Origin of the sequence: Pseudarthrobacter sp. SL88 (assembly GCF_026672455.1) — a bacterium.
Classification (GTDB): Bacteria; Actinomycetota; Actinomycetes; order Actinomycetales; family Micrococcaceae; genus Arthrobacter.
Genome location: NZ_JAPPRD010000001.1, coordinates 3,290,801 through 3,312,294, shown reverse-complemented (window position 1 = coordinate 3,312,294; position 21,494 = coordinate 3,290,801). Strand labels below are relative to the sequence as shown.

At 67.9% G+C, this 21,494-nt stretch carries 16 protein-coding genes; 8 read left to right on the top strand and 8 right to left on the bottom strand.

All coding sequences use genetic code 11. The annotated features are described in order from the left end of the window. Nucleotides 1-2 precede the first annotated feature (2 nt). Nucleotides 3-1,061, bottom strand: a complete 1,059-nt coding sequence (locus OVA06_RS14900) for an iron ABC transporter substrate-binding protein (RefSeq protein ID WP_268159347.1) — start codon at nucleotides 1,059-1,061, stop codon at nucleotides 3-5. Nucleotides 1,062-1,231: 170 nt separating this feature from the next. After that, entirely contained in the window at nucleotides 1,232-2,449 is a 1,218-nt protein-coding gene (locus OVA06_RS14895; RefSeq protein ID WP_268159345.1) for a glycoside hydrolase family 76 protein, read from the bottom strand. A 151-nt stretch (nucleotides 2,450-2,600) separates the two neighbouring features. Here OVA06_RS14895 and OVA06_RS14890 point away from each other — a divergent pair, with 151 nt between their 5' ends. Then, nucleotides 2,601-3,404, top strand: coding sequence for an SDR family NAD(P)-dependent oxidoreductase (locus OVA06_RS14890; RefSeq protein ID WP_056076744.1), 804 nt, complete (start codon nucleotides 2,601-2,603; stop codon nucleotides 3,402-3,404). Then, nucleotides 3,401-4,633, top strand: coding sequence for an acyl-CoA dehydrogenase family protein (locus OVA06_RS14885; RefSeq protein ID WP_268159343.1), 1,233 nt, complete (start codon nucleotides 3,401-3,403; stop codon nucleotides 4,631-4,633). The genes OVA06_RS14890 and OVA06_RS14885 overlap by 4 nt, the downstream gene beginning before the upstream one ends. 54 nt (nucleotides 4,634-4,687) lie before the next feature. Here OVA06_RS14885 and OVA06_RS14880 read toward each other — a convergent pair whose 3' ends face one another. After that, complete coding sequence (locus OVA06_RS14880) at nucleotides 4,688-5,578, bottom strand: DUF1684 domain-containing protein (protein WP_268159341.1); 891 nt, start codon at nucleotides 5,576-5,578, stop codon at nucleotides 4,688-4,690. 149 nt (nucleotides 5,579-5,727) lie between these two features. On the opposite strand from OVA06_RS14880, the gene OVA06_RS14875 reads away from it, so the two are divergent. The 3 genes from OVA06_RS14875 (at nucleotide 5,728) to OVA06_RS14865 (ending at nucleotide 9,781) form a co-directional block, all read left to right on the top strand. Then, entirely contained in the window at nucleotides 5,728-6,414 is a 687-nt protein-coding gene (locus OVA06_RS14875) for an NADPH-dependent F420 reductase (RefSeq protein ID WP_268159339.1), read from the top strand. Between the two features lie 123 nt (nucleotides 6,415-6,537). Next, nucleotides 6,538-9,351, top strand: a complete 2,814-nt coding sequence (gene ppc, locus OVA06_RS14870; RefSeq protein WP_268159337.1) for a phosphoenolpyruvate carboxylase — start codon at nucleotides 6,538-6,540, stop codon at nucleotides 9,349-9,351. 124 nt (nucleotides 9,352-9,475) lie between these two features. Next, a complete protein-coding gene (locus OVA06_RS14865; RefSeq protein ID WP_056077060.1) occupies nucleotides 9,476-9,781 on the top strand; it encodes a hypothetical protein in 306 nt (101 codons plus the stop codon). A 37-nt stretch (nucleotides 9,782-9,818) separates the two neighbouring features. On the opposite strand, the gene OVA06_RS14860 is transcribed toward OVA06_RS14865, so the two are convergent. Together OVA06_RS14860 and OVA06_RS14855 are read right to left on the bottom strand one after the other, a co-directional pair. Further along, entirely contained in the window at nucleotides 9,819-10,436 is a 618-nt protein-coding gene (locus OVA06_RS14860) for a DedA family protein (RefSeq protein WP_056076734.1), read from the bottom strand. A 40-nt stretch (nucleotides 10,437-10,476) separates the two neighbouring features. Next, nucleotides 10,477-11,496, bottom strand: coding sequence for an RluA family pseudouridine synthase (locus tag OVA06_RS14855; protein ID WP_268160808.1), 1,020 nt, complete (start codon nucleotides 11,494-11,496; stop codon nucleotides 10,477-10,479). A 100-nt stretch (nucleotides 11,497-11,596) separates the two neighbouring features. Between OVA06_RS14855 and OVA06_RS14850 the strand changes: the two genes are divergently transcribed. After that, nucleotides 11,597-12,229: a winged helix-turn-helix domain-containing protein gene (locus tag OVA06_RS14850; protein ID WP_268159334.1), complete on the top strand. Its 633-nt coding sequence runs from the start codon at nucleotides 11,597-11,599 to the stop codon at nucleotides 12,227-12,229. Then, nucleotides 12,222-12,914: an SRPBCC family protein gene (locus tag OVA06_RS14845; RefSeq protein WP_268159332.1), complete on the top strand. Its 693-nt coding sequence runs from the start codon at nucleotides 12,222-12,224 to the stop codon at nucleotides 12,912-12,914. The genes OVA06_RS14850 and OVA06_RS14845 overlap by 8 nt, the downstream gene beginning before the upstream one ends. A 155-nt stretch (nucleotides 12,915-13,069) precedes the next feature. Here OVA06_RS14845 and yczR read toward each other — a convergent pair whose 3' ends face one another. Further along, the gene (gene yczR, locus OVA06_RS14840) at nucleotides 13,070-14,551 is read right to left on the bottom strand and encodes a MocR-like transcription factor YczR (protein ID WP_268159330.1); all 1,482 of its coding nucleotides are present in this window, start codon (nucleotides 14,549-14,551) and stop codon (nucleotides 13,070-13,072) included. A gap of 60 nt (nucleotides 14,552-14,611) precedes the next feature. On the opposite strand from yczR, the gene yczE reads away from it, so the two are divergent. Next, nucleotides 14,612-15,301 (top strand): membrane protein YczE, encoded by a 690-nt coding sequence (yczE, locus tag OVA06_RS14835; RefSeq protein WP_268159328.1) that lies wholly within the window; start codon nucleotides 14,612-14,614, stop codon nucleotides 15,299-15,301. On the opposite strand, the gene OVA06_RS14830 is transcribed toward yczE, so the two are convergent. Then, nucleotides 15,265-16,095: an Fpg/Nei family DNA glycosylase gene (locus OVA06_RS14830; protein ID WP_268159326.1), complete on the bottom strand. Its 831-nt coding sequence runs from the start codon at nucleotides 16,093-16,095 to the stop codon at nucleotides 15,265-15,267. The genes yczE and OVA06_RS14830 overlap by 37 nt on opposite strands. Further along, the gene (locus OVA06_RS14825) at nucleotides 16,088-21,247 is read right to left on the bottom strand and encodes an Lhr family ATP-dependent helicase (RefSeq protein WP_268159324.1); all 5,160 of its coding nucleotides are present in this window, start codon (nucleotides 21,245-21,247) and stop codon (nucleotides 16,088-16,090) included. The genes OVA06_RS14830 and OVA06_RS14825 overlap by 8 nt, the downstream gene beginning before the upstream one ends. Between the last annotated feature and the right edge of the window lie 247 nt (nucleotides 21,248-21,494).

Sequence of the window (21,494 nt, the reverse complement as noted above, 5' to 3'; positions counted from 1 at the left end):
AATTAGAGGAGTCCTGCCTTGGTCATCAGGTCGGTGACCTTCTCGGAGTTGAGCTTCGCGGCGTCCACCGCGGGGGCCTGCAGGTCCTTGATGGGGACCAGCTTGTCGTTGGCGGGAACGTCGGAGGCGATGGCGTACTCGAAGGACGTGCCGTTCTTCAGGACCTCCTGGCCCTTCTTCCCGGTGACGAACTTCAGGAACTCCTGCGCAGCCGCAGCGTTCTTGGACGACTTCAGCACGCCGCCGCCGGAAACGGACAGGAACGCGCCAGGGTCCTGGTTCTTGAAGTAGTACGGCGTGACGTTCTTGGAGTTCTCGCCGGTCTTCGCTTGGTCGCCGTAGTAGTAGTAGTGGTAGATCAGGGCGGCCTCCACTTCGCCGGCGTTGACGGCCTTCATGGCGGTGCTGTTGCCCTTGTAGGCCTTGAAGTTCTCCTTCATGCCCTGCAGCCATTCCTCGGTGGCGTCCTCGCCCTTGAGTTCCAGCAGTGCCGAGACGATGGCCTGGAAGTCCGCGCCGGTGGGGGAAGCGGCCCACTTGCCCTTCCATTCCGGCTTGGCCAGGTCAAGCATCGATTTGGGGAGCTGGTCCTCGGAGATCTTGGCCTTGTCGTAGACCAGGACGGTGGAGCGGGCCGCGATGCCGGTCCACTTGCCCGTGGAGGGCTGGAATTCCGTGGGGACCTGCTCCAGGGTGGTCTTGTCCACATCGGCGAACAGGTCGGCGTTTTCCACCTGCGTCATGGCCGGGGAGTTCTCCGTGAGGAAGACATCGGCGGGGGAGGCCTGTCCCTCCTGGATGATCTGGTTGGACAGCTCGGTGTCCGACCCCTGGCGCATGGTCACCTTGATGCCGGTCTCAGCCGTGAAGGCGTCAACCCATTCCTTGGTGAGGCTTTCGTGCTGGGCGTTGTACACGGTGATTTCGCCTGATGCCCCGGCGGCGCTGCCGGATGCGGAGGACGTAGCTGCAGGAGTGGTGCTGCCGCCACAGGCAGTCAGGCCGAGGACAGCGGACGCGGCAAGGGAGATGCCGGCCAGGGCGCGGTTGCGGATCTTCATTGAGGAGCTGCTTTCTGGGAAATGTCAGGGGGACCGGTGGTGCCGGTCCGTGTGGGCCTTGGGGAAGGGCCCCCGCAAAACTGTAGGGTAGGCAATCCTAAGCAGCTACAGGGAAAGCGCTTAAGGTGACCAGCATCACAATAATTACGGAAGTGTGGCGTGACTTAATTCTAGGGCGCGGTGAGCAGCGCAGCGGCCTCGATAGCCATCCAGGCCTGCAGCTGGGTGGAAAGTTCGACGGCGGCGCCCGCCGGGTAGGTGTGGGCGGCGGGCGTGTTGGCGTGCAGGGAAAAGACGCTTGCATCCGGCACCGCCCGGGATGGTTCGCCACTCTCCACGGCGCGGCGGCCGTTCCAGAATGCCTGTGCCGTGTCGGTGACAAGCCGGGCTGCGGCGCGTCGGGTCCCTACGGGGAGCCGGGTGTCCCTTGCGGCCAGCGCCAGGTACCGGCACAGGATGCCGGTGAAAAGGCCGCCGTCGCCTGTTCCTTCGCAGCGGAGCACGCTGCCCTGTCCTGCCGTGGGGGCGGTGACGGTCAGCATCCGCTCCACCCCGTCCACCACCGAGGCCGCCCTGGCGAGGTTTGCGTCTCCGCCCAGTTCGAGCAGCGCGCCCAGGACCGGCCCCTGGTTGTAGGTGTATACGGTGCGCTCCACCAGCACTTCCCCTGCCGTGCCGGCGCGCGCGCCATCGAGGTACAGGTGCTGATCCGCGTCGAACAGTGTGGCGTCCAGCCAGTCGATCAGCGCCTGCGCCTTGGCGGGCTCGCCGGTGCGGGCGTAGTACAGCGCCACAGGGCCGTTGGCAGGCGTGTTCTTGAAGTCCCGCTTCTTGCTCCAGAACACGCCGCCGCCCAGGTCGTCGGTTCCGGCGGCATCAAACTGCAGGGTCAGGGAGCGGCGGACGCGCGCGTTGCGGCCGCGTCCCGGCCGCCGGGTCTCTTCGGCGAGACGGTCGAGACGGTGGGTGGCAAGGGCCAGCCACGCCATGTCGTCATAGTAGTTGTTGACCACGGTGAAGGCGTTCCGCAGCCGGATGCCCGTCACCAGCCGGGATGCCAGGTGACCGGCGCTTGGACTGGCGGGCCCGTTGAACCGGGCCGCCGGGGTGGCGCCGCTTCCCAGTTCCCGCCGGCCGGTGTCCACCAGGCAGTCGACGTAGTGTGCCTGCCACCAGTAGTGCCAGGGGTTGAGCAGCGCCGTACCTTCGGCGAGGGTGCGCAGCTTCCCGCGCCAGCCGTGCGCCTGCCGGCCGCCCTGCCAGGTCACTGCCGCCAGGTGCGTATTCGGCAGGAAGAGCAGCCTGCGGCCGAACAGTGCGGTGACGGACTGTGCTGCATGGTTGGCGCGCTGCTGCCAGTCGGGCGTGGAGGCATCACTGGACGTCATGGGCCCAGCCTAGCCATGCTGCCGGTCCCTGCGCTGATTGTCCGGACCCGGGAAGTCCGGAGCGTGCAGTGCGGCGGCATTTCAGTTAACATTGACTAACTGATACGTCGCGGTCCGCCTGCGCTTTCGGGGGCCACATCAAGGAGGATGCATGGATGTCAGAGGCAGTGCAGCACTGATCACCGGAGGTGCGTCGGGCCTGGGGGCTGCCACGGCCCGGGCGCTGTTCCAGGCCGGAGCGTCGGTGGTGCTGGTGGACCTCCCGTCCTCGGCCGGCGCGGAGCTGGCGCAGGAACTGAACGCGTCAGCGGAAACGCACGCATCCGGCCAGTCCGCAGTCTTCGCCCCCGCGGATGTGACCAGCGAGGCTGAGGTGCGCGCCGCCGTCGCGACCGCCGCCGGGCTGGGGCCGCTGCGGATCGTGGTGAACTGTGCGGGCATCGCCACCCCCGGCAAGGTTTTGGGCCGCGACGGCGTGCTGCCGCTCGAAGCGTTCAACCGGGTGGTCCAGGTGAACCTGATCGGGACCTTCAATGTGCTGCGCCTGGCCGCCGAGGCAATGGTGGCCACGGAGCCGGCCAGCACGGAGCTGGGCGGTCCCGAGCGGGGCGTCATCATCAACACCGCCTCCGTGGCCGCCTTCGAAGGGCAGATCGGGCAACCCGCCTATGCCGCGTCGAAGGGTGCGGTAGCGGCCATGACGCTGCCCGTCGCCCGTGAACTGGCGCGCTCGCTGGTCCGGGTGGTCACCATCGCGCCCGGCATCTTTGAAACGCCCATGATGGCGGGCCTGCCGCAGGAAGCCCAGGACTCGCTGGGAGCGCAGGTACCGCACCCGTCCAGGCTGGGCAGGCCCGGCGAGTACGCCAACCTGGTGCTGCACATCGTGGACAACGCCATGCTGAACGGCGAAACCATCCGCCTTGACGGCGCCATCCGGATGGGACCCAAATGAGCGCCACCGGGCGTTCGGCCGCCGCAGGGCTTCCGGACGCAGACTTCTTCGCCGTCGAATCCCTGCTCAGCCAGGCGGAACGGAACAAGCTCGCCGAACTCCGGGACTTCCTCGCGGCCGAGATCGCCCCGCACGCCGGGGACTGGTGGAACAGTGCCGAGTTCCCCGCCCATATCCTGCCCAAGCTCGCCGCCCTGGAGCTGAGCACCCCCTCCCAGCGCGGCTACAGCCACCTGTTCGCGGGGCTGGTGATTGCCGAAATGACCCGGGTGGACACCTCGATCGCCACGTTCTTCCTGGTCCACCATGACCTGTTCGTCCAGTCCCTGCACGCCTTCGGATCGGCGGCCCAGAAGGAACGGCTCCTTGCCGACGCCTCAGACCTCCGCATCACCGGCGCGTTCGCCCTCACAGAGCCGCTGCATGGCTCCGACGTAGCCGGCGGCATGGAAACAACGGCGCGGCGGATCTCCTCCGCCACAGGGGAGGACGACGACGGCGGTGACGCCTGGGTGCTTAATGGAGCCAAGCGGTGGATCGGCAACGGGACGTTCTGTGACTACATGCTCGTGTGGGCGCGCGACGAAACGGCCGGGTCGGACAACCCTGCCGGGTCGGTGCGGGGTTTCATCGTGGACGCCACACTGCCGGGCATCACCCGCAGCCGGATCGAGAACAAGATCGCGCTGCGCACGGTGCAGAACGCGGACATCGTTTTCAAGGACGTCAGGGTGGCCGAGGCCGACCGGTTCACGCCGGTCAGCAGCTTCGACGACACCAAGGAGCTCCTGCGCAGTTCACGGATCATGGTGGCCTGGCAGGCCGTGGGGCAGCAGCTGGCGGCGTTCGACGTCGCACGGCAGTACGCCGTGGAGCGCCGGCAGTTCGGCCGGCCGCTGGCCCACTTCCAGCTGATCCAGCAGCAGCTGGTGACCATGCTGGGCAACGCCGTGGCCAGCATGGGGATGCTGGTCCAGCTGGCCAGACTGCAGGAGGAAGGCTCGGCGGACATGGCCCAGGTGGCGCTGGCCAAGTCCTACGCCAGCGCCCGGATGCGGGAAACCGTGGCGCTGGGCCGCTCCATCCTGGGCGGGAACGGCATTGTTACCGAATACCGGATGGCCAAGATCTTCGCCGACGCCGAGGCCATCTACACCTATGAAGGGTCCTACGAGATCAACACCCTCATTGTGGGGCGGGCCATCACCGGGATCTCAGCGATCGCCTGAGCCCGGCCCCGGGTGGTGGCGAGGGTGGGCCCTGTGGTTGACCCTGGCGAAACCCTACGCCGGGTACGGCTCCTTCTCGCCCGCTTCCACCCGGATGTCCAGGCTGTTATTCCGGACCGGCATGGGGCAGGTGCCGTAGGGCGTGAAGGCGCTGGGATAGTTGATGGCCCGGTTGAAATCGAGGACCACCGTGAAGCTGCCGTCCGGATTCGGCCGGGGCCGGGGCGCCGAGACCTTCCGCCACTCATCTGTCGTATAGCCGTTCGTCTCGTCATGGAACGTGACCGTCAATGCCCCGAGCTTCTCCTCCTCGGCCTGCAGCCGGAACTCGTGGGGACTGCCGGGAAGCCGGAACACCACCTCGCCCACGGTCCGGTGCACGCCGTCCACCAGGGGGTTGGCGGTGCTGATTGGGACATCAACCGGGGCAGGGTACGGCTCGAAGCGGGCCGTCACTTCCCACTCCGGGTTGTAGGGGTAGGTGGGCACGCCGTCGAATTCGGTGAACACCGGCGACTCAGCGTCCCGGGTGCGGATCGCATACCGCCCTCCGCGCATGGCCAGTTCCACCACCGTCCGGTCACCGGCGGGGCCGCCGAACTGCACCCACATCAGGGATTCCTCATCGGCGAGGACCGCGGTGATGGTGCCGTCCACCGTTTCGCCCGTCTCCACCAGCGTTAGCCCGTCGGAAGGCACTGCGGTGAGTACCGCCGTCGTGCGTTCCCTTGTGCCGGCGCCTTCCGCGGACCCGTTACCCCGCGTGGACCACATACCGGGAACGAGTTCGACGGCGGCAGGGGAGTCCTCCAGCCATTGAAAGGAGGTGAGCGTGAGCCAGCCGTGGCCGGCCGCCAGGGCCTTGTCCCGGTTGGCGCGGAAACGCTGCCAGCGCTCGAGTTTGGCGGCTGGCGCGGTGGTCCCTGCGGGTGTGGTGGTGCTCATGATTCCTTCCAATCTCGTCTGCCCGCTACAACCGGCACCTGCCCCGGTTCATTCCGGGGCATCCGCAGCGGCTGCCTGCCCTTGCGGCGCCAGCCAGCGAAGGTACGCTCGTGAATCAAGAGGCACGGATCCGGCGAGCAGGAGAAATCATGAAGATCGCAGTCTTTGGAACCGGCACTGTGGGCCGGACGCTCGCCGCAGCCTTCAGCTCCCTGGGGCATGAAGTGGTGATGGGAACCAGGGATCCTGCGGAGACTGCCCGCCGTACTGAGCCTGGCCCCATGGGCGGGCAGCCATTCAACGAGTGGCAGGCGGCGCACCAAAGTATCCGGCTGGAGACGTTCGGCGCAGCAGCGGAAGAAGGCGAAATGGTGGTCAATGCCACCAATGGTGCTGCGTCGCTCGCTGCCCTTGCTGCCGCCGGGGGTGCCAACCTGGCCGGGAAGGTCCTGCTGGACGTGTCCAACCCGCTCGACTTCTCGCAGGGAATGCCGCCGGTCCTGAACCCGGTCAACACCGAAAGCCTGGGGGAACGGATCCAGCGGGCCTTCCCGGACGCGAGGGTGGTCAAGACCCTCAACACCATGAACGCAGGACTGATGGTTGACCCGGGACGGCTGGCGGACGGCGACCATTCCGTGTTCGTCTCAGGCGATGACAGCCAGGCCAAAGCCCAAGTTACAGGGCTGCTGCAGGCGCTGGGCCACCGGGACATCATCGACCTTGGCGATATCACGTCCGCCCGCGGGGCGGAGATGGTGCTTCCGCTGTGGCTGCGCCTCTTCGGGGCCCTGGGCACCCCGGATTTCAACTTCAAGGTGGTGCGGGGCGGGTGACACAGTCTGAGACACATTCTGCCTTCGCCGTGCCAAAGGGGTAGCATCTTCTGCTAGTAACGTGGCTCACAGTATCCAGCGCAGTGTACGAGCCAAGTCCGAAACCCTCGAAAGATTGCTTCCATGGCTCACACTGCAGCACACCCCGAATCCGATCTTGCCTCCGAACTGAGGGCAGATGTCCGCCGGGTCTCCACCCTGCTGGGAGAATCCCTGGTCCGCCAGCACGGGCCCGAACTCCTTGACCTCGTGGAGCAGGTCCGCCTCCTAACCAAGGAATCCAAGGAGGCTGCCCGCGGCGGCGCAGACGCCACGGGCCCGTGGAGCGCGCACGACGTCGTCGCCCAGGTCCGCGAACTGCTGGGCTCCCTGCCGATTGAGCAGGCAACGGACCTGGTGCGCGCCTTTGCGTTCTATTTCCACCTGGCCAACGCCGCCGAACAGGTCCACCGTGTCCGCGGCCTTCGCACCCGCGCAGAGAAGGATGGCTGGCTCGCCAAGACGGTAGCCGAGATCGCCGGCCAGGCCGGATCCGAGGTGCTGCAGGAAGTGGTCAACGGACTCGACGTCCGCCCCATCTTCACGGCGCACCCCACCGAGGCCTCCCGCCGCTCGGTGCTGGACAAGATCCGCAAGCTCTCCGACGTCCTGGCCCAGCCCACCACCGAGGGCACCACTGCGCGCCGCCGCCAGGACCGCCAGCTGGCCGAAATCATCGACCAGATGTGGCAGACCGACGAACTCCGGCAGGTCCGGCCCACACCGGTGGACGAGGCCCGGAACGCCATCTACTACCTGGGCGGCATCCTCACCGACGCCATGCCCGAAATGCTGTCCGAGCTGTCCGAACTCCTCAGCGAGCACGGCGTCACCCTGGCCGCGCAGGACGCGCCGGTAAAGTTCGGCTCCTGGATCGGCGGTGACCGTGACGGCAACCCCAACGTGACGGCAGCTGTAACCCGCGAGATCCTCCAGATCCAGAACCAGAACGCCATCCGCATCAGCATCGGCATGATCGATGAGCTGATCTCCATCCTCTCCAATTCCACGGCGCTCGCCGGCGCGGACCAGGTGCTGCTGGACTCCATTGACGCCGACCTGAAGAAGCTGCCCGGCCTGGACAAGCGTGTCCTGGAACTGAATGCCCAGGAGCCCTACCGGCTGAAGCTGACCTGCATCAAGGCCAAGCTGATCAACACCGGCAAGCGCGTCGTAGCGAACTCGAACCACGAGCACGGCCGCGACTACAGCAGCACGGACGAGCTCCTGGCAGACCTCGACCTGCTGGAGCTGTCGCTCCGCAACCACTCGGCGTCGCTGGCTGCAGACGGCGCCCTGGCCCGGGTCCGCCGCGCCATCGCGTCCTTCGGCCTGCACCTGGCCACCCTCGACATCCGTGAGCACGCTGACCACCACCACGATGCCGTCGGGCAGCTCATGGACCGCATCGGCGGCCCCGGGCTGCACTACGCCGAACTGAGCCGCAAGGAACGCTTCGAGGTGCTGGGTTCCGAGCTCGCTTCCCGCCGCCCGCTGTCCGGCCACCCGATCAAGCTCGACGGCGCCGCTGACGGCACGTACGACGTCTTCCGGGAGATCCGCCGGGCCCTGCGCATGTACGGCCCGGACGTCATCGAGACCTACATCATCTCCATGACCCGCGGCGCGGATGACGTCCTGGCCGCCGCCGTCATTGCCCGCGAGGCCGGCCTGGTCAACCTCTTCGGCGAGAAGCCCTACGCCAAGCTGGGCTTCGCTCCGCTGCTGGAAACCGTGGAGGAACTCCGAGCCTCCGCCGAGATCATCGACCAGCTCCTCTCCGATCCCTCCTACCGCGAACTGGTGCGGCTGCGCGGGGACGTCCAGGAAGTGATGTTGGGCTACTCGGACTCCAACAAGGAATCCGGCGTGATGACCAGCCAGTGGGAAATCCACAAGACCCAGCGCAAGCTGCGTGACATCGCCGCAAAGCACGGCGTCCGCGTCCGCCTGTTCCACGGCCGCGGCGGATCCGTGGGGCGCGGCGGCGGGCCCACCTACGATGCCATCCTGGCCCAGCCCAACGGCGTCCTGGAAGGCGAAATCAAGTTCACCGAGCAGGGCGAGGTCATCTCCGACAAGTACTCGCTGCCTGAGCTTGCCCGCGAAAACCTGGAGCTTTCGCTGGCCGCCGTGCTCCAGGGCTCGGCGCTGCACCGCGACCCCCGGACCTCCGACGACCAGCGCGAACGCTACGCGCACGTCATGGAAACCATTTCCGACGCCGCCTTCGAGCGGTACCGCAGCCTGATCGACCACCCGGACCTGCCGGCGTACTTCATGGCGTCCACCCCGGTGGAGCAGCTCGGCTCGCTGAACATCGGCTCCCGACCGTCCAAGCGCCCCGATTCCGGTGCGGGCCTTGGCGGGCTGCGCGCCATCCCGTGGGTCTTCGGCTGGACCCAGTCCCGGCAGATCGTCCCGGGCTGGTTCGGCGTGGGGTCAGGCCTCAAAGCCGCCCGCGAAGCCGGCAACTCGGAGCAGCTGGTGGAGATGATCGGGCACTGGCACTTCTTCCGCTCCGTGCTCTCCAACGTGGAGATGACGCTCGCCAAGACGGACCTGGATATCGCCGGCTACTACGTGGACACCCTGGTCCCCAAAGAGCTGCACCACATTTTCCGTGCCATCCGTGAAGAATACGAACTCACGGTGGCCGAGGTGCAGAACCTTACCGGCGAGCACGTGCTCCTGGACGCCCAGCCCACGCTCAAGCGCTCCCTCGAGGTCCGCGACCAGTACCTGGATCCCATCAGCTACCTCCAGGTGGAACTGCTCCGCCGTGTCCGTGCGGAAGCCGGCGAGGGCATGAGCAACGGCGAGATCGACGAACGCCTCCAGCGGGCCATGCTCATCACCGTGAACGGTGTGGCAGCCGGGCTCCGCAACACCGGCTAACCCACACGCGCGCTCACTTGTGGTGCCTATCTCCGGAACCCCCGCTCACTCTCTTCAGAAGAGTGAGCGGGGGTTTGGGTTTTAAGGCCGGGATATGAGCGCGCGTTTCGATAAGGTTGAAGGCATGCCTTCGTTCCAGACCCGCTTGAAGATCACCGGGCTCCGGCCGGGCAACGCCCCCGAATCCGTGATGGACGCCGCCGTCGAGGCATTGGGAACCCGCCACCACGTCGAGTCGCACCAGCTGCAGATTGCCGGCGGGGTGCCGCTGCTCAACCTGCGCTTCCTGGTGGAGGCGACCGAATACAGCGGCGAGAACCGGCAGGCGGTGGAATCGGCAGCCATGATGCGCGACGCCGTCGAACGCGTTGCGCTGACAGGTTCCCTGAGCGTGCTGCGGCGCAGCCGGGGCAAGTGGCTGCCCGTCTGAAGCTGTGCGGCTGGACCGGCAGAATGCCAGCCCCGGTTCAGCCCAGCGGGCCGGGCTCCTCCACAGGGGAGCGGTTGCCGCGGCGGCGGGTCACGATGATGCCGACGACGGCGCCCACCACCAGGCCGAGCACCACGCCAATGAGGGAACTCGCCCAGAACGGCAGCTTCGTTGCCGAGCCCGTGAAGTAGCCGAGCCCCACTAACCAGCAGGCCCACAGCACCGCCCCGAGGCCCGCGCACAGGCTGAAGCCCCGGACCGAAACATTGGCAATGCCGGCGGCGGCGGAGGTGGCAAGCCGCCCGCCCGGAATGAACCTGGCGCCGATGATGGCCCCGTAGGTGGAGGACCTGCCGGCCTTCGCAAGGGCGACGTGGATGCCCTGATGCACCCGCCGGCCCCATTTCCAGCGGTCCAGGACATGGCTGAGGCGGCGGCGGAACAGCTGGAACACCACAATGTCGCCTGTCCACGATGCAACGGCGGCGAGGGCGAGCACCAGGAAGATGTTGGCCCTGCCGTCAGCGGACAGGGCGCCGCCGGTGATGACCACCATTTCGGACGGAATGGGCGGAAAGATGGCGTCGCCAAGCACCACGGGGATGATCCAGAAATAGATCGCCTCCCCCCAGCTGTCAGCGCTCCCGAAGTCCATTGCCACAAGGTACCGCACTTTCGCGGCCGGGCTGCCGGGGTCAGGCCCCAGAATTCCCGAAGTTTTCCGGCGCCGTCCGCGAACGCGGGCGGACGGTTTCGCTGAGCTCAAGGCTGCTCCGGTATTCCACCGGACTGCCCGAGATCGGATCCACGAACCGGATGCCGCGGGCCAGCAGCTGCAGGGGCTTGCCGTAGTCATCCGGGGCCTTGTCAAGGAGCTCGGGATAGAAGGCGTCGTTGACGATTCCGAGTCCCAGTGAGGCCATGTGGACCCGCAGCTGGTGGGTCTTGCCCGTGTGCGGTTCCAGGCGGTACCTGGCGAGGCGGGTGGCGCTGCCTGGCGCCGCGGCCATGCTGCCGCCGGCACCCGCGGAGGCGCCGCCGTCGAACGTTTCCAGCTGCTCAATCCGCGTCTCCGCGTTCGGCTCGCCCTCCACCACTTCGGCGAGCAGGTAGCTGCGGGACTTGGTCATGCGATTGCGGACCACCACGGGGAAGTCGACGGCGGGGTGGCCCGGCGCGGGGTGAGCGGCCGAAACGCACTCGTACTCCTTCTGCACCTGGCGCTTCTCGAACAGCACCTGGTACTTGCCGCGCGTCTGCGGGTTGGTGGAGAACAGCAGGACGCCGGCGGTCATGCGGTCCAGCCGGTGCATGGGGATCAGGTCCGGCAGGTCCAGCTGGTTCCGCAGCCGCACCAGGGCTGATTCCTGGATGTAGGTACCGCCGGGGGTGGTGGGCAGGAAGTGTGGCTTGTCGACCACCAGCAGGTGTTCGTCCTGGTGCAGGATGCTCAGGTCCACGGGAATCCGGGTTTCCGGGGGAAGCGTGCGGTAGTACCAGATGAAGGTGTGGTCTTCGAGCCTGGTGTTCCGGCTCAGGGGTACGCCGCCCTCGCCCACGATCTCGCCGGCGTCGAACCTGTCCTCGATGCCCTGCGGATCGATGTGGCCCCAGCGGTGCATCATGTAGTCCATGGCGGTGTCCCACGGGCCCTCTTCGGGGAGCCGCAAACGGGTGGCGTTGACGCCGTCGCGCACGGGCAGGGGGGATTGCATCACCGGTCCATTCTACCGGGGCACTTTCGGCGGACCGCGTGTGCTACCGACGATAAAAAAGTTCTTGACAAAAAAAGTCGTCGGTTGGCACACTTAATCCATGTTGGACATTGCAGTAATCGAGGACCCCGCGGCGGCCGAAGCCTCGCTGGACCCCATCCGCTCCACCATCCTCCGCGAACTGGCGGAGCCCGCCTCCGCCACCCAGCTGGCGGTCCGGGTGGGGCTGCCGCGGCAGAAGGTGAACTACCACCTCAAATCGCTGGAGCGGCACGGTTTGGTGGAACTGGTGGAGGAACGGCGCAAGGGCAACGTCACCGAGCGTGTCCTCCAGGCCACGGCGGCCTCCTACCTGATCTCACCCGCGGCCCTGGCTTCCGTGTCGCCTGATCCGCGGCGCTTTGCCGACAGGTTCTCGGCGTTCTGGCTCCTGGCGCTCGCGGGCCGGATGGTCCAGGAGGTGGGGAAGCTGATCGCCGGAGCCGCGACGGCCCGGCAAAAGCTTGCCACCTTTGCCATCGACGGCGAGATCACCTTCCGCACAGCGGCGGAGCGTGCCGCCTTCGCCGAGGAGCTGGGCGTCGCCGTCACGCAGCTGGTGGATAAGTACCATGACGCCGGTACCTCCTCCCGCGGACGGCGCCACCGCCTGGTGGTGGCACTGCATCCCGTCCTCAAACCGTCCCCCGAAAGTTCACGCGAACCCGCACCCAAGGAGCAAGGCCATGACTGACAACCGCAACTTTGAAATCGTCTACGACACCGAGCTTCCCGGTACGCCGGAGCGGGTCTGGGAGGCTGTCACCGCAGGGACTCCCGCCTGGATGTTCCCCACGGACCAGTGGCCTGCCGTGAAAACGGTGGAGGAGTACCCCGCGCACCTGGTGTCCCGGATGGATGGGCCGGACGGCTGGTTCAACCAGCTCGAGCACATCCTGGAACCGCTGGACGGCGGCCGGGCGCGCCTGCACTACGTCCACAGCGGGATCTTCGCGGACAACTGGGACGAGCAGTACGACGGCGCCAGCCGCCACACCGAGTTCTACCTGCACACCCTGGGCCAGTACCTCCAGCACTTCGACGGCAAACCTGTGGTGTTCACCGACATCCAGGGGCCCGCCGGCTCCCAAGTGGCGGACGGCTTTGCACGGCTCCGCCGGGCGCTGGGCGTTGAGTCGGCGGTGCAGGGCAGCCCCGTGGACGTCGAGCTCGACGGCGTGGGCCGGCTTGCGGGCGAGGTGGACTTCTCCAACGAGCACTTCCTCGGCCTTCGCACGGCGGATGCCCTCTACCGGTTCTTCGGCCGCAACGCCTGGGGTGCCCCCGTGGGCATGACGGTGCACGATTTCAGTGGCGCCGGCGATTCGGAGACCACGGCCAAGGCCTGGAGCGGGTTCCTGGAGCGCGTCTACGCCTAGCCCGGCTGGCCCACCACCCTCCCGTGGGCCCTGCCGGTGCGCGGCCACAAGAATGCCCGTTTAGCGGGAGCGGCCTGCATTAGCTGTTTCGCCACAGCGAATGCGGGCCGCTCCCGCTAACTCGCGTGGCGGCCCCGCGATTTCGGCGGCTGCCGTCAGGCGATGGCGACGGCTGGGGCCTGCGTCAGTGAGCGCCGCAGCTGGGGTGCGGCGTCGAGCCTGTCCTGGGCGGCCCGCAGGGCCAGCACGGCGGCCTCGAGTTTGCCGGGCGGGAGGGTGAAGGGGAGCCGAAGGTACCGCTCGAAGGCGCCGCCGATCCCAAACCGGGGCCCGGCGGCCAGCCTGATCCCGTGCTCCGGGGCGATCACGGTCAGTGCCGTACTGACGGGGGCCGGCAGCCTGCACCATACTGACAGGCCGCCGGAAGGTGACGCTGTTTGCCAGGCCGGCAGATGCTCCCGCAACAATGCCAGCAGCGCGGCGCGGTTGCCCCGAAGGGTTTCCAGCAGGGCCGGCAACGGCTCTTCCAGGGCCCGCACCAGGTGCGCTGCGGCCAGCTGTTCCATGACCGGTCCGCCCAGGTCCAGGACGCTCCGGGCCGCAGTGAACCGCTGGATCATCGGTTCGGAAGCGCGGATCCAGCCCGTGCGCAGGCCGCCCCAGTGGGACTTGCTGAGCGATCCCACGGAAACCACAGCACTGCTGAAGCCGGCCAGGGGAGTGGACTGGATGCCGTCGAGGTTCAACTCCCGCAGTGTTTCGTCCGCGATCAGTATGGTCCCCGCTGTGGCAGCGGCCGCTACCAGCCGGCGGCGCTGGGCATCGGGCATCATCATGCCTGTGGGGTTGTGGAAATCGGGAACGAGGTAGGCGATCTTGGGACGCTGCTGCGCCAGGGCGGCTTCCAGTGCCGGCAGGTCCCAGCCGGACTCCGCGAACCCGACCGGCACGGGCCTGCAGCGGGCGGCACGGATGGCGTCCAGCGCGTTGGGGTAGCTGGGGTGTTCCACCAGGACCTTGTCCTGGCGGTCGGCCAGAGTGCGGATGATGATGGTCAGCGCGTGCTGCGCCCCGGACGTCACCATGATCTGCCCGGGGCCGGTGGGAACGCCAGCCGCCGTATACCTGTCGGCAATGGCCTGGCGAAGCGGCAGGAGGCCCACGGCGTCGTACCCGAATCCCGGCAGCAGCGCCGGCAGTTCCGTCATCGCCGCCGCGAAGGCCCGGTGCACCACCTCGCCGCTGGCCGGCAATGCCGAATAGGCCAGGTCGATGAGGCCTTCGGGCGCGGCCAGGCCGGGAGCCGTCAGTGCCGGCGTGGCGGACGTTTGCGGGCTGTAGAGGGCCGGGCCGAAGGCGGTCCGCTCCGGGATGCGTGTCCTGCCCCGGCTGCCCTGTCCGCTGCTGAGGAACCCCTGTTCACGCAGTGCCGCGTAGGCGGCGGTGACAGTGGTCCGGCTGACGCCCAGCGCGGTACACAGGGCGCGCTCACTGGGGAGTGCTGTGTCGAGCGGGACGCGGCCGTCCAGGATCAGGAGCCGGAGTACGTCGGCCAGTTCCCTGTAGGCGGGGGCGCCGCCGTGGTGCCAGGTGCCGAGCGTGCGGCCGAGCGCTGCTGCGCCAAGGGAGGGAGCCATGTAGCCAGTATCTCAAACTGGCTATGTAAATCAATGCCAGTTAGATGGGAGGGTGGACCAATGATGCTCCGCAGAATCGTTCAGCTTTTCACCGGCCTTGCCATGTACGGCATTTCCCTGGCCCTCTTCATCCGCGCCGGGCTGGGCCTGGACCCCTGGGACGTGTTCCACCAGGGCGTGGCAAACCGGACCGGTTTGAGTATCGGCGCCGTGGTCATCATTGTCAGTTTCCTGGTGCTCCTGCTGTGGATTCCGCTGCGCCAGCGGCCCGGCTTCGGCACCCTCTGCAACGCCATCCTGGTGGGTGTCTTCGCCGACGTCGGCCTGGCGCTGATTCCCTCCCTGTCCAACCTCGCCGGACAGGTGGGCATGCTGGCGGGCGCCATCCTCCTGAACGGCATCGCCTCGGCCTGCTACATCGGGGCCAGGTTCGGCCCGGGGGCCCGTGACGGCCTGATGACCGGACTCGCGCGCCGCACAGGGTGGTCCGTGCGGTTGTCCCGCACCCTCATCGAGGTGGCAGTCCTCGCGGCAGGCTGGCTGCTGGGCGGGTCAGTTGGCATGGGAACGGTGCTCTATGCGCTTGCGATCGGGCCGCTGGTACAGCTGCTGCTGCCCTGGTTCATGATTCCGGCCGGGGCTCCGAATGTGGCCCGGGCGGCGCGTTCGGACGGGAAGCCCCACGGCGGCCCGGAAGCCGCGGGTGAGCCCAGCTATTCCGGGACGGGCTGGCACTTCGGGCAAAAGTAGATGTCTCGTTCCTCTTCACCGTTCAGTTTTCCCAGCAGTCCACGCCGCACCGGTGTACCGCACTTGAGGCACGGGTGCTGGTCCCGGCGGTACACCCAGTAGCCGGGCCTCCCGGCCATCCTGCCCACCGGCATGCCGCGGGCGTTGAGGATGGTGACGCGGCGGCCGGGGCCCAGGTTTGCTTCCAGGAGCTGCTTGGCGTCCGTCATCAGGGTGCGCAGGTCCGCCACCGCCGACACGGGGGTGGCCGGATGCACTCCGGAAAGGAAGCAGGCCTCGCAGCGGTAGATGTTCCCGATGCCGGCAAGGTTGCTCTGGTCCAGGATGGCCACGCCGATGGGAACGTCCGGCCGTGCCCGGAGCCGGCGTTCGGCCTCGTCCAGGTCCCAGTCCGGGCCCAGGAGGTCCGGCCCAAGGAACCCGACGATGGAGTCCTCGTTCGCTGTCGCCACCACTTCCAGGATGCCCAGTGAGAAGCCGACGGCGTCCGCGGCAGCAGTTCGCAGCACGCACCGCGCTGTGAAGCCGGGTTTCCGCCACCTGCCGCCTGGCGGGTAGACCTGCCACGTGCCTTCCATCTTCAGGTGGGAGTGAATGGTGAGGGCCTTGTCCCCTGGCCCCTTCACCCGCATGAGCAGGTGCTTGCCCCGCGGTACAACCTCGGTCACCGTCCATCCTGAGAGGTTCAGCGTGGCGAACCGCGGTACCCGGAAGTCCGATGCGGTCAGTGTCTGGCCGGCCAGCGCCTCGTGCAACTGCCGGGCGGCCCGCCACACGGAATCTCCCTCAGGCACGGATCCTCAGACCTTTGGGGGTGGAATAGGCGCCGGCAGCGCTGAGGGCAGCGGCAATGGGGGTGTCGAGGATCCCCTGGCCGTTCACTTTTTCCATGATCAGCTTGTCCACGGCTCCGCGGGTGACCACTCCCACCAGTGCGGCGCCGGCGGCGTCAAGGATGGCGGGGTCGTCGGAGAACGCCAACAGTGTCTTGCCGCCCCGTTCCACGTAGAGAACCAGGGCGCCGTCCACCAGCACCACCAGGGCACCGGCTTTGCGGCCCGGCCTGTGGCCGGTGCCGGCATCGTCCCGCAGGGCCGGCCAGGGCAGCGCCGCGCCGTAGGGATTCGCAGGATCCGTGGCGGCCAGGGCAAGGGCCACGGGCTCGGGTTTGGCGATCTGCGTATCCTCGGCGTAGGAGCGCAGCCGGTCCACCGTTGCGGGGACAGCAAACTGCGCCGCACCGAGGTGTTCAATGAAGTACCCGCGGCGGCAACGTCCGGCTTCCTCGAGCCTGGCCAGGACCTTGTACATCAGGCCGAAGCCGCCCAGGATCTGCTCTGCCATGACCGAACCCCGGGTCACCACCCCATACCTGTCGAGCAGGAGCTCGGCCGTAGCCCGGGCATGGATGGTGGCATCCAGTTCCGGCTGCGGAAGGGCGGACCAGCGGCCGGCAGCGGTTGGGGGAGTAGCGGCTGCACCCTGGGAACCGTACCGCCCGCCGGCCAGGCCCGCCGAGCCCATCAGCCCGGTACCGTGGGAGCGGCCCAGCCTGTTCAGCCGTGGAGCCCTGGACCGGGGAGCCTTCGCCACCTGCCGGTGGGCCGTATGGCCGCCCGCGATCAGCGACCGGACGGGTGCGAAGGTGTCACCGGTGATCCGTCCCGCCCAGGCGAGATCCCAGAGGGCGGACACCAGTTCCTGGTCGCTGAGCATCGAGTCCATGCCTCCCGCAACCTCCGTGAGCTGGCGGAAGAAGTATCCGCCGCCGTTGTTCCGGAGATGGTCGAGGAGCCGCAGGCCGGCATCACCCGGTTCGTAGTCCGGTGCAGGGTTCAGCGTCAGCTCCGCTGAGTCGGCCAGGTGCAGGCTGATCCAGCCGTCATTTCCCGGTAATGCACCGGCTCCGGACCAGAGGACTTCGCCGGCCGCCATGAGCTCGTCCAGCATGGCGGGCTGGTAGTTGGACACCCTGCCGGCCAGGATCAGGGGTTCCCAGGCCGACGCCGGGATGGGGACGCCGGACAGCTGGTCGATTGCGGTGACGATGCCGTCCAGTCCCCGCAGCGCCGGCTGCCCCCGCCCGCCGCCCGGGATCCGGACGTTTTGCCAGGCCGGGAGGAATCGTCCGTAAGCGGCGGCGTCCACGGGTTCCACTTCGGCGCGCAGCGCGGCCAGGGACCGCCGCCGGAGCTTCCGCAGCACCTCGGCGTCACACCATTCGCTGACGGCCGCATGCACGGTTTCGCGCAGGATCTCTCCCTGCCGTCCGTCCCCGTCCGGCTGCCCGCCGTCCTCCCCGCCGGTTGGCGCGGACTCCGGTCCGGCTGCGGCGGGCGTTGCGTGGGGCCGGAATTCGCCTTCCACCACGCGGCCGTCGTCGGCAAGGCGTTTGAGGGCGGTGCCCACCACGGCGACGCCCAATCCCAGCCGGGCGGCGGCTTCAGCAGCAGTGAAGGGCCCGTGGGTGCGGGCATAGCGGGACACGAGGTCGCCCAGCGGGTCCGCCACGGGCTCGATGAACGCCAGCGGCACGCCCATGGGCAAAGGAACGCCGATGGCATCACGAAGGCGGGCCGCGTCCTCCACGGCAGCGAAGCGTTCCGCCCCGCCGATGTTGACCTTGATGGCGCGGTTGGCCCGCTGCAGCGCCACGAGGTGGGCGGTGGCCTCCTCAACAGTGGCTGAGGCGGTGTGGAGCGGCGCGGTTTCAGCAGGCTCAAGGACGGGGTCGTCGGCAAAGTCGGTGTCGGCCTGGGCGGCCGGGGTCCCGGCAGCCCCAACCACCGGGGTTTCGCCGGGCTCCCCGGCCGTTGCAGTCTCAATCCCTGCTGCCGGCTCCAACCGGGCGGCGGCTTCGTCCGGGTCCAGCGGGCCAAGGAGCCGCAGGAGGTCGGCCACACCCTCAAGTCCCCGCACCCTGCGGTCCGGCACCAGCCGCTGGAGTTCGCGTTCGGTGGCATCGATGACCTTGGCATCCAGGAGCTCGCGCAGCTCCACCCGGCCCAAAAGCTCGTTCAGGAGGGTGGAGTCCAAAGCAAGTGCAGCGGCGCGCCGTTCCGCCAGCGGGGAATCGCCCTCGTACAGGAACTGGGCAACGTAGCCGAAGAGCAGGGACTTGGCGAACGGTGACGGCTGCTGTGTAGTGGTCTGCACCACCCGCAGTTCGCGGCGTTCGACGGCGGCCGCAATGTCCTTCAGCGCCGGAAGGTCGTAGACGTCCTGGAGGCATTCGCGGACTGTCTCCAGAACGATGGGGAACGTGGGGTATTTCCGTGCCACATCCAGCAGCTGGGCGGACCGCTGCCGCTGCTGCCACAGGGGTTGGCGCTTGCCGGGGGTCTGCCGCGGCAGCAACAGGGCACGGGCCGCGCACTCGCGGAACCGTGAAGCGAACAGGGCACTGCCGCCCACCTCGGCCGTGACGATCTGCTCCAGTTCCTCGGGGTCGAAAAGGAACAGCTCGGCGCCCGGGGGCTCATCCTCCATCATCGGCACCCGCAGCACAATGCCGTCGTCGGCGGCCATGGCCGAGCCGTCCAGGCCGTACCGCTGGTGGAGCCGCTGGCCCACGGCCAGGGCCCACGGTGCATGGACCGGCATGCCGAAGGGGCTGTGCAGGATCACGCGCCAGTCGCCGAGTTCGTCGTGGAACCGTTCCACCACCAGTGTGGTGTCACTGGGGACCACCTCGGTGGCCTGTTTCTGTTCGGAGAGGTACTGGATGAGGTTGTTGGCGGCGAAGGCGTCCAGCCCGCTGGCTTGGCAGCGTTCGGCGGCTGGTCCGGCGTCGGAGGCTGACAGCTCACGCACGAAGGCGCCAAGGGCGCGGCCCAGGTCCACTGGCCGGCCCAGTGAATCACCCTTCCAGAAAGGCAGCTTGCCGGGCTGCCCAAAAGCCGGGGAAACCAGCACACGGTCGTGCGTGATGTCCTCGATCTTCCAGCTGGTGGCACCGAGCGCGAAGACATCGCCCACGCGGGATTCGTACACCATTTCCTCGTCCAGTTCGCCAACGCGCCGGCCACCTTTGGGGGCCGGAGCCGGCTTGCCATCCTCCGAGGGGGAGGCCGAGCCTTCCGTCTCAGTGCCGACGATGTAGACGCCGAACAGGCCGCGGTCCGGGATGGTTCCGCCGGAGGTCACGGCCAGCCGCTGGGCACCGGGCCGGCCTTCGATGGTGCCTTCATTGCGGTCCCAGATGATCCGTGGCCGCAGTTCGGCGAATTCGTCGGACGGGTAGCGGCCGGCCAGCAGGTCCAGGGTGGCCTCGAACGCGGAGCGGGGGAGCGAAGCGAAAGGGGCGGACCGGCGGACTGTTGCGAACCATTCCTCGACGTCGATGCTGCCCAGGGCGGTGGCGGCCACCGTCTGCTGTGCCAGGATGTCCAGGGGATTTGCGGGGATGCTGAGCCGTTCGATTTTGCCGTCCAGCATGCGTTCCACGGTGATGGCCGTGTGCACCAGGTCCGCCCGGTGCTTGGGAAACAGGACGCCCTGCGAGATTTCGCCCACCTGGTGCCCGGCGCGCCCCACGCGCTGGAGACCGCTGGCCACCGAAGGCGGTGACTCCACCTGGACCACCAGGTCCACCGCGCCCATGTCGATGCCGAGTTCCAGCGAGGATGTGGCAACCACGCACCGCAGCCGTCCGGATTTGAGGTCGTCCTCGATGAGCGCGCGCTGGTCCTTGGACACCGAGCCATGGTGTGCGCGGGCCAGCACCGGGTCGGCCCCCGCGGAGCTCCCGGCCTGTGCCATCATGTGGGCGGGAGTGGCAGTGGAGGCAGGAACGCCCGGCGCGGAGCCACGGGAAGGCGCGCCGAACGCCTCCGCGCCGTCCGGCAGGGGGCCGTCCCAGCCAGCGCCTGCGGCCATGAGCTGGCGTTCGGCATAGATTTCGTTGAGGCGCGCCGTCAGCCGTTCAGACAGCCGGCGGGAGTTGGCAAAGACGATGGTGGACTGGTTGGCCAGCACCAGGTCAACGATTTTTTCCTCCACATGGGGCCAGATGGACGCCTGCGGCTGCAGCCCGGAGGCGGGGCCGGAGTCGAACGCTCCCGCTGCACCTTGGAGATCGGACATGTCCTCCACCGGTACCGACACCGTAAGGTCCCAGTTCTTCTTGGACGGCGGGGCCACGATTTCGACGGGAGCGGTGCCGGCAAGGAACTGGGCCACGAGTTCCTTGGGCTCCACGGTGGCGGAAAGTCCGATCCGCTGTGCGGGTTTGGGCAGCAGCGCGTCCAGGCGCTCCAGTGAAACAGCCAGGTGGGCTCCGCGCTTAGTGCCGGCAACGGCGTGGACTTCATCGATGATGATGGTGTCCACCTCGGTGAGTGTCTCCCTGGCCCGGGATGTGAGCATGAGGAAGAGAGACTCGGGCGTGGTGATGAGGATGTCCGGCGGGTTGCTCAGCAGTGCCCGCCGGTCCGCCGTGGTGGTGTCTCCGGACCGGACGCCCACGGTGATCAGCGGGGCGGGCAGTCCCAGCCGCTTGGCTGTCTGCGTGATGCCGATCAGCGGGGAACGCAGGTTCCGTTCCACGTCCACGCCCAGTGCCTTCAGCGGCGAAATGTACAGCACCTTGGTTTTACGCTTGGGCGCACGGGGCTTGCGGGCTTTCGCCGGGGTTTTGGTTCCTTTGGCGCCGGCCACAGCGGCGGGTTCGGCAGCTTCCGCAGGGATTTCCGTTTCTGTCGCGGGCACTGCCGAAAGGAGCCGGTCAAGTGCCCACAGGAATGCGGCAAGGGTTTTGCCGGACCCGGTGGGTGCCACCACCAGGGCATGCGAGCCCGATGAGATGGCGTTCCAGGCGCCGTCCTGGGCGGGGGTGGGTTCGGTGAAGGCGCCCATGAACCAGTCGCGGGTGGGCCGGGTAAATTGGCCCATTGGCGCTGTGGCCACGGCGCCCCGGCCGTCCGTGGAAGGCTCTTCCTGGTTCATTCCTCCATCATGCCCCACCCCACCGACAGAACGGCCGGCGTCCGGGGAGAGGCTCTTGAATGCCCGGCGTCGCGCAGATACCACGAACCGTCCCGCGGTGGCGGCGGCGCCCTGCCTCATCCGCGGCCCGCAGGCCGATCTGTGATGGGTCCGTTATGGGCCCCCGCCTATCCGGAAACAACTTGATAAGTATACTTATCGTATCGGGGGTTGAGTCTGGAGTTCACGCACATCCCCGCGATGACGT

What these genes read in the sequence shown, in the direction of transcription:
- OVA06_RS14900 (WP_268159347.1), bottom strand. Translation starts at nt 1,061, where the DNA reads ATGAAGATCCGCAACCGCGCCCTGGCCGGCATCTCCCTTGCCGCGTCC.
- OVA06_RS14895 (WP_268159345.1), bottom strand. Translation starts at nt 2,449, where the DNA reads ATGACGTCCAGTGATGCCTCCACGCCCGACTGGCAGCAGCGCGCCAAC.
- OVA06_RS14890 (WP_056076744.1), top strand. Translation starts at nt 2,601, where the DNA reads ATGGATGTCAGAGGCAGTGCAGCACTGATCACCGGAGGTGCGTCGGGC.
- OVA06_RS14885 (WP_268159343.1), top strand. Translation starts at nt 3,401, where the DNA reads ATGAGCGCCACCGGGCGTTCGGCCGCCGCAGGGCTTCCGGACGCAGAC.
- OVA06_RS14880 (WP_268159341.1), bottom strand. Translation starts at nt 5,578, where the DNA reads ATGAGCACCACCACACCCGCAGGGACCACCGCGCCAGCCGCCAAACTC.
- OVA06_RS14875 (WP_268159339.1), top strand. Translation starts at nt 5,728, where the DNA reads ATGAAGATCGCAGTCTTTGGAACCGGCACTGTGGGCCGGACGCTCGCC.
- ppc (WP_268159337.1), top strand. Translation starts at nt 6,538, where the DNA reads ATGGCTCACACTGCAGCACACCCCGAATCCGATCTTGCCTCCGAACTG.
- OVA06_RS14865 (WP_056077060.1), top strand. Translation starts at nt 9,476, where the DNA reads ATGCCTTCGTTCCAGACCCGCTTGAAGATCACCGGGCTCCGGCCGGGC.
- OVA06_RS14860 (WP_056076734.1), bottom strand. Translation starts at nt 10,436, where the DNA reads ATGGACTTCGGGAGCGCTGACAGCTGGGGGGAGGCGATCTATTTCTGG.
- OVA06_RS14855 (WP_268160808.1), bottom strand. Translation starts at nt 11,496, where the DNA reads ATGCAATCCCCCCTGCCCGTGCGCGACGGCGTCAACGCCACCCGTTTG.
- OVA06_RS14850 (WP_268159334.1), top strand. Translation starts at nt 11,597, where the DNA reads ATGTTGGACATTGCAGTAATCGAGGACCCCGCGGCGGCCGAAGCCTCG.
- OVA06_RS14845 (WP_268159332.1), top strand. Translation starts at nt 12,222, where the DNA reads ATGACTGACAACCGCAACTTTGAAATCGTCTACGACACCGAGCTTCCC.
- yczR (WP_268159330.1), bottom strand. Translation starts at nt 14,551, where the DNA reads ATGGCTCCCTCCCTTGGCGCAGCAGCGCTCGGCCGCACGCTCGGCACC.
- yczE (WP_268159328.1), top strand. Translation starts at nt 14,612, where the DNA reads ATGATGCTCCGCAGAATCGTTCAGCTTTTCACCGGCCTTGCCATGTAC.
- OVA06_RS14825 (WP_268159324.1), bottom strand. Translation starts at nt 21,247, where the DNA reads ATGAACCAGGAAGAGCCTTCCACGGACGGCCGGGGCGCCGTGGCCACA.